The sequence below is a fragment of the Photobacterium sp. 270122K genome, assembly GCF_059941365.1.
In genome coordinates this window covers 146,324-159,656 of sequence record NZ_JBPOEN010000001.1, presented here as the reverse complement: position 1 = coordinate 159,656, position 13,333 = coordinate 146,324, and the positions used below count along the sequence as shown (strand labels likewise).

13 protein-coding genes and 1 pseudogene are annotated in these 13,333 nt (G+C 47.3%); 11 read left to right on the top strand and 3 right to left on the bottom strand.

The genetic code is table 11. From position 1 onward, the window contains the following. Together ACSF8W_RS00745 and ACSF8W_RS00740 are read right to left on the bottom strand one after the other, a co-directional pair. Complete coding sequence (locus ACSF8W_RS00745) at positions 1-651, bottom strand: CoA transferase subunit A (protein WP_500844223.1); 651 nt, start codon at positions 649-651, stop codon at positions 1-3. A 15-nt stretch (positions 652-666) separates the two neighbouring features. Continuing rightward, entirely contained in the window at positions 667-1,881 is a 1,215-nt protein-coding gene (locus ACSF8W_RS00740) for an acetyl-CoA C-acetyltransferase (RefSeq protein ID WP_500844221.1), read from the bottom strand. A gap of 217 nt (positions 1,882-2,098) precedes the next feature. Between ACSF8W_RS00740 and ACSF8W_RS00735 the strand changes: the two genes are divergently transcribed. The 4 genes from ACSF8W_RS00735 (at position 2,099) to ACSF8W_RS00720 (ending at position 5,412) form a co-directional block, all read left to right on the top strand. Further along, the gene (locus ACSF8W_RS00735) at positions 2,099-2,992 is read left to right on the top strand and encodes a TIM barrel protein (protein ID WP_428479642.1); all 894 of its coding nucleotides are present in this window, start codon (positions 2,099-2,101) and stop codon (positions 2,990-2,992) included. 50 nt (positions 2,993-3,042) lie between these two features. After that, positions 3,043-3,930 carry a sugar phosphate isomerase/epimerase family protein gene (locus ACSF8W_RS00730; RefSeq protein WP_428479643.1) on the top strand — a complete coding sequence of 296 codons (888 nt, stop codon included), beginning with the start codon at positions 3,043-3,045 and terminating at the stop codon, positions 3,928-3,930. A 5-nt stretch (positions 3,931-3,935) separates the two neighbouring features. Then, positions 3,936-4,697: a sulfite exporter TauE/SafE family protein gene (locus tag ACSF8W_RS00725; protein WP_500844219.1), complete on the top strand. Its 762-nt coding sequence runs from the start codon at positions 3,936-3,938 to the stop codon at positions 4,695-4,697. Between the two features lie 286 nt (positions 4,698-4,983). Next, complete coding sequence (locus ACSF8W_RS00720) at positions 4,984-5,412, top strand: hypothetical protein (protein WP_500844218.1); 429 nt, start codon at positions 4,984-4,986, stop codon at positions 5,410-5,412. Between the two features lie 135 nt (positions 5,413-5,547). Here the strand turns inward: ACSF8W_RS00720 and ACSF8W_RS00715 are convergent. Beyond that, positions 5,548-5,988: pseudogene (locus ACSF8W_RS00715) on the bottom strand (PLP-dependent aminotransferase family protein); the annotation flags it as partial. A 409-nt stretch (positions 5,989-6,397) separates the two neighbouring features. Between ACSF8W_RS00715 and ACSF8W_RS00710 the strand changes: the two are divergent. From ACSF8W_RS00710 to ACSF8W_RS00680, 7 genes are read left to right on the top strand one after another with little or no spacing between them, the layout of a single operon-like run. Then, on the top strand, positions 6,398-6,943 hold the full coding sequence (locus ACSF8W_RS00710) for a hypothetical protein (protein ID WP_500844216.1): 546 nt from the start codon (positions 6,398-6,400) through the stop codon (positions 6,941-6,943). 5 nt (positions 6,944-6,948) lie between these two features. Continuing rightward, positions 6,949-9,867, top strand: coding sequence for an FtsK/SpoIIIE domain-containing protein (locus ACSF8W_RS00705; RefSeq protein ID WP_500844214.1), 2,919 nt, complete (start codon positions 6,949-6,951; stop codon positions 9,865-9,867). Positions 9,868-9,873: 6 nt separating this feature from the next. Beyond that, a complete protein-coding gene (locus tag ACSF8W_RS00700) occupies positions 9,874-10,143 on the top strand; it encodes a hypothetical protein (protein WP_500844213.1) in 270 nt (89 codons plus the stop codon). Beyond that, complete coding sequence (locus ACSF8W_RS00695) at positions 10,133-10,429, top strand: hypothetical protein (RefSeq protein ID WP_500844212.1); 297 nt, start codon at positions 10,133-10,135, stop codon at positions 10,427-10,429. Before ACSF8W_RS00700 ends, ACSF8W_RS00695 begins: the two co-directional genes overlap by 11 nt. Further along, on the top strand, positions 10,426-11,445 hold the full coding sequence (locus tag ACSF8W_RS00690; RefSeq protein WP_500844211.1) for a hypothetical protein: 1,020 nt from the start codon (positions 10,426-10,428) through the stop codon (positions 11,443-11,445). The genes ACSF8W_RS00695 and ACSF8W_RS00690 overlap by 4 nt, the downstream gene beginning before the upstream one ends. Before the next feature lie 8 nt (positions 11,446-11,453). Next, positions 11,454-11,900 carry a hypothetical protein gene (locus tag ACSF8W_RS00685; RefSeq protein WP_500844209.1) on the top strand — a complete coding sequence of 149 codons (447 nt, stop codon included), beginning with the start codon at positions 11,454-11,456 and terminating at the stop codon, positions 11,898-11,900. A gap of 6 nt (positions 11,901-11,906) precedes the next feature. Beyond that, positions 11,907-13,325 carry a glycerophosphodiester phosphodiesterase gene (locus ACSF8W_RS00680; protein WP_500844207.1) on the top strand — a complete coding sequence of 473 codons (1,419 nt, stop codon included), beginning with the start codon at positions 11,907-11,909 and terminating at the stop codon, positions 13,323-13,325. The last annotated feature ends 8 nt before the right edge of the window (positions 13,326-13,333 follow it).

Genomic DNA, 13,333 nt, shown 5'->3' with positions numbered 1-13,333 from the left:
TTAGGCTCCTTGATAAATATGATTCACGAAAAGGCTAGGGGTATGTACGCATTCCGGTTCAATGTCACCGGTATTCACGAGTTTTTCCGCTTCAACCACCACAATGTCAGCGGCCGTTGCCATCATTGGGTTGAAGTTCTGGGTGGTACGCTTGTAAAACACATTGCCTTTGTGGTCGACAATCGAACCACGAATGAAGGCTAAGTCAGCACGCAGTGGTTTTTCCAATAAGAAGTCTTTGCCATCAATGGTGATCACGTCTTTGCCTTCTGCAACCAGTGTACCGAGTCCCGTCGGAGTCAGCACGCCGCCTAAGCCCGCGCCCGCGGCACGGATGCGCTCAGCCAGCGTGCCTTGGGGGACTAACTCCACCTCGAGCTCGCCGCTATTCATGAGTGCGCCTGTCTCTGGGTTGGTACCAATGTGCGACGCATACAGCTTGCGAATACGTTTGGCACGAATTAAGCGGCCGGATCCGGTTTCAGGCGTGCCGGTATCGGTGCTGATCAGGGTCAGGTTTTTCACCCCAGATTCAAGGATGATATCAATCAAGCCTTCAGGGGCACCATTGGCCATAAAGCCGCCAATCATAATGGTCATATCATCACGCAGTAGCGCAGCAATATCTTGAGCAGAAATGTGTTTTTTCATGGAAGATGGCTCCTTTTATGCAAAATCGCAACGGCGAAGGATAACTGCGGTGCCCATGCCGCCCCCGATACACAGGGAAGCGAGGCCATAGTCGTGGCCAGCACGGTGCATTTCATAAATCAAACTGGTGAGAATACGGTTGCCCGATGCACCCAATGGATGACCCAGAGCGATGGCCCCCCCATTGACATTGGTGTGCGCGGCAAGCCAATCAGGATCAACATCATGTTGTTCGCACAAACCTTTCATCACGCCTAAGGCTTGCGCTGCAAAGGCTTCATTCAATTCAAGACACGTAATGTCTATGAGGGCGAGATTTGTTTTCTCTAATGCATTAGCAATGGCGGGCACCGGACCCAATCCCATCACTTTGGGGGAGACTCCGGCTTGCCCACAGGCGACAATTTCAGCCAGTGGATGCAAATTATGACGCGCAACGGCAGCTGCCGACGCCAAGATAATGGCCGAGGCGCCATCGTTAATGCCTGACGCATTACCGGCCGTTACGCTGCCTTCTTTATTGAATGCCGGGCGCAAGGCTTGCAGCTTTTCAAAGGTGGTATCTGCTTTCGGGTACTCATCTTGTTCAACGGTGTATTGTTGACGGCGAAAGTCCACGGTGACAGATTCAATCTCGGTCTGAAAACCGTGAGATTGCATGGCTGCTGCGGCTTTTTGCTGGCTGGCAACGGCATACGCATCCTGCGCGTCACGTGAAATGTCGTATAACGCCGCGATGTTTTCTGCTGTGTTTCCCATGTGGTATTGGTTAAACACATCTGTCAGGCCATCTTTAATGATGCTGTCTTCCAGCATCTGATTGCCCATTTTCACGCCTTGACGAAGCTGGCTAGATGAAATGAACGGAGCTTGTGACATGCTTTCCATCCCACATGCCACCACAATATCAGCCTCGCCAGCACGAATGTGGCTTACGCCATCCATCACGGTTTTCATGCCACTGCCACAGATCATATTCAGGGTATATGCCGGAACAGTCTCTGGGATCCCTGCAAGGATAGCGGCTTGGCGGCCCGGCCCCATCCCGATGCCCGCGCTGAGTACGTTACCCGCAATGACTTCATCGATGAAATCGGGCGACAGTTCGCACTGGGTCAATGCGGCTTTGATCGCGGTTGCACCGAGCTGCGGCGCAGAAAGAGGGGCCAGTGCGCCATTGAAAGCACCAATGGGCGTACGTTTAGCGGCGACGATATAAACAGGTTCCATACTACATCCTGTAATTGATTAACGAGGTTGCAATCAGTCTACGGATCCCCATCGTCAGAGTGTTATAGCCAATGTTTCAAATCATATTTGCGTAAATGCAAAAATAGGATGAGGGGTAGGTCACGTCACCGCTGTCCATTTCCACCTACTCTGGGTGTATTACGTGTTTGCCGCAGTATGAGCAGATCAGGGTTTCTACTACGAAAGGATAAATACCATGAGCTATATACTTGCATGCGCGCCATGCTGTTGGGGCGTTGAATCATCAGATAATCCACACAACCCAGATTGGATGAAAGTACTGACCGAAACGCGCTTGGCGGGTTATTTCGGCACAGAGCTTGGCCCATACGGTTTTCTGCCGTTAGATGCCGATGTGATCAACACCGCGTTGTTCCACAAAGAGCTCGATGTGTGCGCAGGAACGATTTTTGAGCCCTTGTCGGATCCGCGCCACTACGAAGAAATCATCAATAAAACCAAACGTCTGTGTGGTTTGTTAGAAAATATCGGGTGTGAGAAATTAGTCGTGATTGATTGCGTGAATGACATCCGTAGCCAATTTGCAGGCATGTCTGATCGTGCGCCACGGCTTGATGCCCCACATTGGATACACATGATGGATACGATTCGCGAAATCAGCGCGATAGCCAAGCAGCACAAAATACGTGCGGTGGTGCATCCGCATGCCGGCGGATATATCGAATATCAAGATGAAATCGACCGTGCATTACACGATCTGCCCCACAGTGACGTAGGGTTATGCCTAGATACCGGCCACCTGTATTACGCCGGTATGGATCCCGCACAGAGCCTTATCGACTATGCCGATCGTCTTGAATATGTCCATTTTAAAGACGTGAATAAAGCCCGATTAGACGCGGCGATTGAACAGCAAGTTGGCTTCTGGCAAGCCTGCGCAGATGGCGTGATGTGCCCATTAGGGCAAGGGGCGATTGACTATCAACAGGTTGCCGCAGCGCTGTCTAGCATTGGCTATCATGGTTGGATCACCATAGAGCAAGAGCGTGATCCGCGTAATGCCGACACCACACTGCAAGACATTAAACAAAGTCGCCAGTTTTTGATTGAAAGTGGGTTGGCGTTATAGCGCAAACCGATCATACCGAATTCGATGTAGATTGATTTAAGGAAGTAATCATGAATGTAAAGGTAGCTTGTGCCCCTTGTTGCTGGGGCGTCGAAACATCAGAACTCAGTAATAATCCAAGCTGGGGACGCATTTTAGTGGAAGCGCGTGAAGCGGGATATGAAGGGATAGAACTGGGCCCCATTGGTTATTTCCCTGATGATCCCGAGGTGTTAAAAAGTGCGTTAAGAATCCGAGGCTTGAAAGCCTGTGCGGGTAATTTGCATGAACATTTCAGCGATCCCGATGCGCACGACCGCATTGTGGCGAAAGCAGAAAAAGAAGTGTGCCGCCTTGCTGCGATTGGCGTCGACAAGCTACTGATCATGGACACCGCGAATGCGATTCGCGATGCTTACATCGGACACGGTGTGATTGCACCGCGTTTAAGTAAAGATAAACAAGCGGCGATGATCGCGACAATATTGGCGGTGGTTGCCGTTGCAGAAAAACAGGCCATTCGTGTGTTATTGCACCCAAGTTCGGGCGGGTATGTGGCCTTTGAAGATGAGATTGCGGCCGTGATGAGCGCAATCTCTGCTGAAAAGTTAGGACTGTGTCTGGATGTCGGCCATTTATATATTGATGGCATGAAACCCGATGTCATGATCCGCCGCTATGCTGCGCGATTGGAGCATGTTCACCTGAAAGACATTGATGCCCAGCAGTTACATAACGCGTTGCGTGATCGTTGTGGTATCAGTCAGGCGTATTGTCAGGCGCTCACGCGACCATTAGGGCAAGGAAATATTAAGTTGGCTGATATCTGGACGTTGCTGCAACAGATTAACTACCAAGGCTGGCTGGTGGTTGAGCAAGAGCGTCCGGTGTATAACACTGAAAACGTGAAGCGAGATTTGGTGCAGAGCCGCGCTTATTTGTCTGAGTGTGGTGTGTAATGTAAATGCTCGTCACTGACCCTTGGTTTTATATCACGGCAGTACCTGCGGTATTGATATATGGGATCGGTAAAGGCGGTTTAGGCGGTGCGTTGGGGATCATTGCCGTGCCATTAATGGCATTGGTCGTGTCGCCAACGCAAGCTGCGGCGATTTTACTACCGATTTTATGCGTGATGGATGCATTTGCCGTAAAGCAGCATTATCGACATGCTGATTATACGATTTTGAAACAGATGTTACCGGGCTCATTGCTGGGTGTCTTTCTTGCGGGGGTATTTTTAAGTGTCACGCCAGAGGCGGGATTGAAGTTGCTGATCGGCGGATTGTCACTGCTGTTTTGTGTGCAATACCTGTTTCAACAAGGTGATCCTGCACCGAAAAAGCCGGGTGGCATCAGTGCCTGGTGGTGGAGTGGATTAGGGGGCTTTTCCAGTACCGCGATTCATGCGGGCGGAGGGCCGGCCAGCATTTATCTTCTGCCATTGAAATTAGAAAAGGTCACGTTGATTGCCACCATGGCAGTGTTATTTGCCATTATCAACCTGTTCAAATTGATCCCGTATACCTTACTGGGTGAGTTTGATCGAACGAACGTATTGACCGCGTTGGTCTTGATGCCTTTAGCGCCGGTTGGCGTATACATGGGCGTCTGGTTGTTACACCGTGTGAGTCAGACAGGGGTGTACCGCTTGTGTTACCTGTTTTTGTTTATCTCGGGTATTAAGCTGTTCTTCGATGGTTTGGCCGCCAGCTCCGTCTTCTGAATGCTTGAAATGTGTCGTTGTAACGACGAAAGAAAGCGAATGTTGTCACAATACTAACGAGTTACATCGTTTTTGGGCTTGAACGTCGCGTCACACAATCGGTGTGGTGTGGTTTTCAGGCCCTTTTTTTATATTCCCCCCATTGCGAATGAGAGACGGCGAACGAGAGGCGAATCGCAAGGATCAAGACAAAATGTTAACGATCTTTGCTTGTCAGGTAGGATCCTGGCGGTAAGCGCCTTGAATACCGCGTTGTCATACGAATAGTTAAAGAAGGATACACACATTGGGGGCTCTATCAATCATTGTAATGGTGCTTTACGGCTTCGTTATTTGTCTGGGGGCGGTTGCTGGCACCTGCACGCAAGGAGATGACGGGCGATTTTATGCGTCAGTGCTGTATAGCATCCCCTTGGTGACCATCGCGCTGGTGGGGCTTTTGTCTGTTCAGTCTCACACAATTCGGATCATGCACGTTGTGACGGCGGGTTTGGTGTTCTCGGGTGTGATGTGGTTCTGGGGGCCACTCTTCTGGCAATCGACGCTGCAAGGGCATCACCTCTGTGGGGCTGAGTACAATAGTCTGTTTATCGGAGGAGAGGGGATGGCGACAAGCGTATTGGGCCGATTGATCCCGTTGATCCATGTGATGGTGTCTGGTGGGTTATGGAGACTTAGCGTCAGGAAGTATTCGTACCGCCAGTGCTTACGTTAAAATACATTTACGGCAAATATGACACGTAGCGAGTGAAAGGAATGTACCCATGCGATGTGCATTCTGGGTACATTTTCTCATAGAGATTCATGGTTTCAGTCGGTCAATACGTTTTCGTTATGTTGATATGCCTGATCAAATAACACGATTAAGCCCTTGTGCTAGGTGGGTAACCGCCTCAATCAATTCATCCTCAGTGGCATTGGTGAAGCTCAGGCGCAGTGTCGCACGAGCTTGATCGGGCTGTGGGTAGAAAACAGGGCTAGGCACGAGAGCGACGCTGTTGGCTAACAATGTTTTGCCAGCGCAAAGGTATCGTAAGGCGGTAACTCGATCCACACAGATACCCCACCATCCACAGGGTGCGCAATACACCTCGCCGGTAATTGCTTTTCAAGTTCAAAAAATAACACGTGATAACGGGACTGATACAGCGATCGAATTTTCTCCATGTGCAAAGGTCAATAAGCATGTTCCAATAGTCCCAGCATTTGGGACACTGGAATGCAAATCCGCCCCTTGTTTGACTTTGAACAGTGGAGCGATGAACGCACTTTTACCGTTGACGGCACTAATAACTTCGTTCTTCATATCTGCTTACAAAGTGAAAAACGGGGATAAAGCAAGCACAAAAATGCTAACTCACAGGTGCTAGTCAAGAAAAGCTACAGCTGGATAAATCGAATAATTTGATGGCTAAAAAATACTGGGGATTATGCGATTGTGACTTACACATCAGGCGGCTTAATGTCTCAGGGGTATTCTAATTGGTCGCACATGTGTAATGGATAGTAAGTGAGCTTGTTGTTTGTATTTGTGATAATCCCATGGATGCTAGAGAATTGGCTGAAAATCGATTTAAATCAAAATTTTCATATGTTTATGTGCAAAAAAAATTGCGATAAATTGGTTTATGCATTAATTTGCGTTGGCTCTAAAAAATTGAATAAACCCTCGTCCAGTTTGCATTGCAAGGAAGATAATTTTGAATCAAACCCGCACGGTCAAAGAGTTTAATGAGCTCATTGACACATTAGTGGAGTCTGTTCAGTCATCAAAGCAGGAAACGGCTGAAATCGAAGCGATCAAAGCCGGACTAGAACAACATCAGGCACGACTTCAACGCTGTAAAAATGAAGCTGTAAATATTAGCGACCGAATTATTGAGAATGAGATTCCTGTTGTAGCTAAAAACAGCTTATTTGATGTTCAAACTCTTGTTAACCACCAAAGTTTGATTGAGCTTGACCCGCAACAAACGCAATATGAAACCGCGAAAGATCATTTCTTACAAGCCGCAGTGGCACTGAAAGCTAAACATATCGCGATGGTTGATGCAGATGTTGCCGTTAAGAATAAAGTGAAAGAAATTTATTCAACGCAACAAAAGCTCAAACGAGAGGCGGAAGAGCGTGAAAAAGAAGCTAAGGAACTGGCATTTAAGCGTAAGAAAGCATTGAAAAACAAATTGCTTTATACATCGCTGTTTATTGTTGCAGTGGCTGCGTTTATTAGTTTGCAAATGAGATGATAGACATGAGTATGACTTCACTTAATGATATGGATAAAGAACGTAAGCAACTTGAGAAAGAGGCGTTTGAGGAAGTTGTGAGCGGTTCAATAACACTTGAAGGCGTCAAAGAGGCTGCACAAAATGCACAAAATGCATACAAGCAAGAGAAAGAATATTGCGAACAAGTATATGAGAATCTGCTGACTTGTGCAGAGGTCTGTGCGCAGACATTGCCAGCGCGTTTTGAACCGCATTTTGAGCAAGCGAAGCTAAAGCAGACCAAATTAAGTAATGAGATCTCCGAACTTCTTGCACAGCTTCATCCAGCACTGCATCAAAATTTGAATAATGTTGACTGGAAAAATTACACATTTGAAGAGCAATTAATTCCTGATCAAATCCTAGTTGGTTTCCACGACTTCAAACTACCCAATGGTAACGATATTGAATTACCAGCATTCCTGCCTTTTATGGATACAGCGAATTGCTTTGTATTGGCATCGAGTGAAAGCAATGACAAGATTGACGCTCTTCATAATATAGTGCTGAGGTTGAATGCGCATCTGCCATACACGAGTCAGTATTGTTTACTTGATCCTGCAAATAGTGGCCGCACCTTTTTGTATCAAAAGAATATTCCACATAAGCGCATGATTGAAAAGGATATATCTCGTGTACTTGAAGAGATCGAAGACGATTCTTTACGTATTAGACAAACGTATTTAGATCAATCCACCAAGCGCCTACAAGATGTGGATGAAAACATTCGCAGTAATGAGCGGTTTGAGTTCATCGTTGCGGCAAACTTCCCAAGTGGTTACGACCGTCGTGCAATAGAATTGTTGGCATCGATTGCTAATAATGCAACCGATACCGGTAAATACGTTTTCTTGCATTTAGATTGTGAGCAGAACTTTCCCAATGGCACATCATTGAATATGTTTAAATCGTGCGCTGATTTTATAGTTGAGCATGATGAGAATCGTTTTATTGAAACGTGGTCGGGGTACGGTATAGAAGATGAAACCATCGAAGCTTTTTTTGACAGCCTTTCTAAAGCTAAACCGCAAGAACGAAAATTAGCATTTAGTGATGTGGTGGATACGCAAAGCTTATGGTTAGGTGATGCGACTCGCGAACTTCGATCATCTATTGGTGGCTCAGGCTCAAAACGTAATGATCTGGAAATCTGGTTTGGTGAGAGCAAGGATGGTCGTAACTCGGCGCATGGTATGTTGGGTGCGACAACAGGTGCGGGTAAGTCTTACCTATACCATGCCTTTATTATGGGCTTGGCATGCCGATACTCGCCGGAAGAACTTCAGTTCTATTTGATTGATGGCAAGCAGGGTGTTGAATTCCAGTCGTACCCAAAACTGCCTCACGCCAAAGTGGTGTCATTAAAAACCTCTCCACAGCTTGCACGGAGTGTAGTTGCTGAGCTGGTTGAAGAAATGGAACGTCGCAATGAAATGTTCCAATCCTTGGGTGTTACCAACTTTACTGGCTATCGTGATGCGGGCTCACCAAACGGTAAGCTACCTCGTGTCATGCTTATCGTGGATGAGTATCAGGTTCTCTTTGAAGACGATCGCGATGGCGTCGGCTCTGAACTGATGTACAAATTGGCCGCTCAAGCGCGAAGTGCTGGTATTCATATGTTTGTGGGTTCTCAGCGCTTTGGTGTGCCTGGTATGCAAAAGCAACAGCATATCTTCGGTAACATCCACCTACGTGTGGGTATGAAAATGACGGCGGCAGATGTTACTGCACTTCAAGAGTTTGGTCACAACGGCAAGCGTCTTCTTCGTGCGTGTAAAGAACCAGGTCAGGCAGTTGTAAATGATGGCGCAGGTGATGATGAACGCAACGTAGCGGGTCGCGTAGCCTTCCTAGATAACGACACGCGCGTTGGGTTAATTGATTACCTGTCAGAGCAATGGCAAGAAGCTGCATTGCTGTCAGCACCAAAACGAGCTATTTTGCTTGATGGTTCGGGTCAGCCTGAAATTCTGGCTAACTCGCAGCTTAACGCGCTTATCGGAAAAACAATGCGTCCAAGCCAATCTGAATGGCTGGATTTTGCATCTAGAGAAGCTTATCAGCAAGGCTTGGGTGAGAAAGAGTGGTACCCAATTGAATCACCATCGGTATTTTGGATGGGGCAGGAACTCAATATTCACGGCCATGCGCGCACTATTTTGCGTCGTCGACCGCACGAACATTTATTGATTGTAGGTGATAGCAACGAAGCCCGTTTGGGTATGTTGGGCTATTTCGTCGCGCAACTTCCCCTCAACTTCCGCAATGAAAACATGCACGCAGTTGTGTACGACCGCAGCGTCAAAGGTTCACCTTGGTATGGCGTGATGGCGGCGAGTGCAATGCCGAACTCTAATGTGGAAATCATCGAAAAAGGTAGTGAGTTTGATGAAGCTCTTGATCAGCTTATTGTTGAATTTGAGCGACGTCGACAATTGGACGAAGACGATGTGGCTGACCAGCCGTCTTTATTTGTTGTGCTAAACGAAGTTCAACGTGCAACTGAGCTTCAAATGCAAGCTGGCCGATTTGGTGTCAGTGAGCCAGCCGCCGCGACAGCAAAACTCGTCACGCTCTTAGAAAGTGGGTCTGAACTGGGCATTCATGTGATTCTGGCAGTAGATAGCATGCGTGCATTGCAGAAAGTCTTGGGTCGTAACGACATTGAAAGCTTCCGCCACAAAGTCGCGTTGCAAATGTCGGAAGATGACAGCTTTGCCTTGCTGAAAATGCGCCATGCCGCACAGTTGCAACTGGAAGGTAAAGAGCCAATCAATGCTCTGTATATCGACCAGATGCAAAGCCGTCCGCTGCACTTCAAACCATACTGCTATCGCGATATGGACAAGTATCAGTCAGATATTGTCGTCTTGAACGAACGTTATGCAATGTGGGGATAATTTACAATGTCTCTAGATGACGTTGAAGTGCATATGAAGCACTACATCGACAGTTTGGAAGAATTCAGAGAAGCACTGTTTAAGCGACAGCTTCAATGGTTTGAACTAGTCGAACAACAGCTCGATCTAATGACTCCTGATAAACGGCGCGAAATTGCGCCGTATATTAGCGAGTTCAACGAAGATTTAGCGCAACTTAATACATTGATTCCAAATATCTCTGAACCGCTTAATCATCGTTTGGTGTTATTAAGGAGATACCTCAATGACGACTAAACATGTTGGCGATAAGCAGCGAATGGATGAAATGTTAGCTGAGTTAAATGTGTTGGAAAAAACACTTCAGGATAGCTTTGTTGATGTTCAGAGCCGGTGGAATGCACTAAGAGAGTGTTATTTAGGCTATGGCGCAGATGAAGTGGAAGCGCAATACTTGCAACTTGCTGGGTGGAAGAGTGCACTTGAAGATAGCATTGATTTGTTACGAAACTCGCACCTGCGTGACGATGAACAAGTATCCTCTTCAGCCGATAAGCAAGCAGCAGAAGAGGTAAATGCATGATCCCCGTTTTGCTGATTAGTCAGTTCCAAGAGCTTAATTATCACACCGAGCAATGCCTTTACTTTTTCCAGCAGTACATCGATGGTATCCATCACCTGCATTATGTTGCGGCAGAGCACACGGAACGCGCGGCCGTTGACTTGAGTGCCAACGAAGAGCGCCTTCGTGAACGCGAAAAGCTAAGCCGCCAGTTGCGTGAAACGTTACTGAAAACACAACGCGCCAACCAGGTGAAGTGTGAAAACGGTGAAAACCGTCTGAACTTTTCGCAAGATCTGGAAGGTACTGCCGCTGAAAAACTCGAAATATGGGAAGATCAGAAGCAAAAGGCGCTTGCTTGGCAGGACTCTGCGCAAAGACAGTTTGATGCAGCGTTGATTGCGTTGGAGCGAGCAGAAAGCGCATTGAGGTCGGCTGAAGCTGAGCTTTCATCAGCAAATGCAGCTCTTGCGGCTAAACGTGCACAGAGAAGAACTGTCACGTATACCGACAGTAATGGTAACTTGCGAAGCTATGAGGAAATTCCGGATACAACGCTGGAAGAAGCGCGTGTTGCACGTGCGGAGAACGAAGTTCGACATTGTATCGCGATTGTGGCTCAGGCGCGGCAGGTTGTTGCTGCTGCTCGTCAGAATTTACAAAATGCGATTGCGCAAGTTGCAGGGTGTAACAATGCAGTAAGTAATGCAAAGGAAGCCGTCGAGTTAACGTATCAGCAAAGTGACCGAGCGCAAGGTGCGCTTAATCGTTTCAACGAAGAGCGTGATGCACTTAATACTATGTCTGAAATCCTCGATGAAATGGATTCAACGCTAGAAGCATGGACACAACTTGTGGATTCGTTGTCGCAATCACTCTCTATGCTTAATCACTGCAACGACGCAGAGAGAGAGCATATCCGTAGAATTGATTTCCAACGTGATGATGTTGAATCCCACGGTTATCTGCTTCGTGGAAGCCTAGAGCGTAAAACAGAATTGCTGCAGGCCTTTGATATGCCATTGGCACAGAAGTAAGGAAGAGCATGCCAAGTTTTGACCCACCGTACTACCAGAAACTTAGAGATGACCAACAAGATGATCTGGATGGCTTAGGTCGTCACCTCGCCAACTATGGGGACTCGCTTGCGAATATCCATAGTGTTTGGCGTGATCAGGCGGCACAACGCGTAAGTCAACGGTATATCCGTGAATTGCAAAATAGCCAAGAAAGTCTGCACACCGATTTAGCGAAACACCTTGAGAGTACCGAAGAGAAGCAAAGTTTGTTCAATAGCCTGATGTCAGAGCTATTGCAAAGCTATGAGTGTCAAGACAGGTACGATGAATTGCACGAAACGCTTCAACAGACAGATACGGAAAGAGACAAGGCGGAAAGAAAAGGCTTGGTGATGGAAACGGAGTATAACACTCACCAGCCGGATACTGAGCATTGTCTTAGCACTATTGATACCCACATTAGACCTATTTAAGACACGATGTTAATACGACAATTAATTTACGTCGCCCTGATTGGGGCGACGCTAGCGGGCTGTGCCGGAGGCAGTAGCGTTACGTTAGCACACGATCCTGTTAGAGCCTTGAGTCATTTCCCAAATGATGCCGAAGGCAAGTTAGGACGTAACCTAGAGCATAGTGTAGAAGAGTTGATTGATATTCAGCAGGCATTGGCAGATAGGAACTTGTATCTGACATTGGGCGGCGACATCGGCTTCTTTGACCAAAATTGTCCTGTGAATGTCTCGGCACACCGTGGGGATTTCCGGCATACAGAAAACTCGGTTTCTTCGTTGGAAGGAGCCATTTTGAATGGGTATGAAGAAGCGGAGCTGGATGTGCAAGCAAACCGCGATGGCAGTTGGGTTGCGTATCATGATGCGTATACGGGCAAAGCAGTCGGTCGGTGGGATGGCAAGCGCTATCGCATTTCAACGATGTCCAATTCCGATTGGATTAAAAACCGTGTGCGAGATACTGAAGGAAACCTTACCGAGGAATCTCCGATTTTTGCATCAGGCATGATTAACACATGGAGTAATGCGATACCTGGTCAGACGTTAAACATCGAGATCAAGGGTGACCCAAGCCATGATGACCTGAGATACCTGAACAACATCGTAAGGTGGCAGTTGGAAGAAGGTAGCTACTATTTCAGCTCCATGGAGATAGAGCATCTTGAGTACCTGCGCAAAATCAACCCGAATGCCATGATGGCGTATCTTTGGGACCCCGATCCTCAATCAATTGAAATTGCAAAACGTGATTTACGACGCGCGGTGAAAAGTGATGTTTTGTATCAGCGAAATCGCCGTTATATCGATTTAGCGGACGATTACTCCCGTCGCCGCAAAAATGACGCAAAGCTTTCCGCTGCTGAAGTGCGACAGAGACTAGGCCCAAACAGTGGGCTATATGTCGACATTCGTAGCTTTGAGCGTCATCCCACCATCGAAAAACGCGCACGTGAACAGGGGCTAAAACTTGCGACGTACACCATCAACAGTGATGAGTACCACCGTGAACGTTTGGCATACCTTGCCAAAAGAGGACGCCCGTTGCCCGATACAGTGATTGTCGATAGTACTAAGTTTGCTACCTGCATTGGCTTGGAACCAGAGTTAGTGGCGAACAAAGGTGAGTACCGTGCAAGCACCGCTCTGGGGAAAATGATTGCCAAACTGCCAAACGATGCTGACTTCTCTCAGCTTGAGCTGCAAAAAATCTACATGGCAGATAACCATTATTTGTCACACAAGCAGCAGGTTCGTTCGATTTATGCGAAGAAAACAGTCGCACCCCGTGCCAACTCCAAACGTCAGCGATTCACAGAAGTGATCATCAAAGATGTAGAAATGGATGTGCTCGTTGAACCCATTATTATCAATTTGCCTGATTAGGAAATAAG

Excerpts from the sequence above, each read along its gene's own strand:
- ACSF8W_RS00685 (WP_500844209.1), top strand. The coding sequence starts at position 11,454 with ATGCCAAGTTTTGACCCACCGTACTACCAGAAACTTAGAGATGACCAA.
- ACSF8W_RS00700 (WP_500844213.1), top strand. The coding sequence starts at position 9,874 with ATGTCTCTAGATGACGTTGAAGTGCATATGAAGCACTACATCGACAGT.
- ACSF8W_RS00725 (WP_500844219.1), top strand. The coding sequence starts at position 3,936 with ATGCTCGTCACTGACCCTTGGTTTTATATCACGGCAGTACCTGCGGTA.
- ACSF8W_RS00740 (WP_500844221.1), bottom strand. The coding sequence starts at position 1,881 with ATGGAACCTGTTTATATCGTCGCCGCTAAACGTACGCCCATTGGTGCT.
- ACSF8W_RS00745 (WP_500844223.1), bottom strand. The coding sequence starts at position 651 with ATGAAAAAACACATTTCTGCTCAAGATATTGCTGCGCTACTGCGTGAT.
- ACSF8W_RS00695 (WP_500844212.1), top strand. The coding sequence starts at position 10,133 with ATGACGACTAAACATGTTGGCGATAAGCAGCGAATGGATGAAATGTTA.
- ACSF8W_RS00680 (WP_500844207.1), top strand. The coding sequence starts at position 11,907 with ATGTTAATACGACAATTAATTTACGTCGCCCTGATTGGGGCGACGCTA.
- ACSF8W_RS00735 (WP_428479642.1), top strand. The coding sequence starts at position 2,099 with ATGAGCTATATACTTGCATGCGCGCCATGCTGTTGGGGCGTTGAATCA.
- ACSF8W_RS00705 (WP_500844214.1), top strand. The coding sequence starts at position 6,949 with ATGAGTATGACTTCACTTAATGATATGGATAAAGAACGTAAGCAACTT.
- ACSF8W_RS00730 (WP_428479643.1), top strand. The coding sequence starts at position 3,043 with ATGAATGTAAAGGTAGCTTGTGCCCCTTGTTGCTGGGGCGTCGAAACA.
- ACSF8W_RS00690 (WP_500844211.1), top strand. The coding sequence starts at position 10,426 with ATGATCCCCGTTTTGCTGATTAGTCAGTTCCAAGAGCTTAATTATCAC.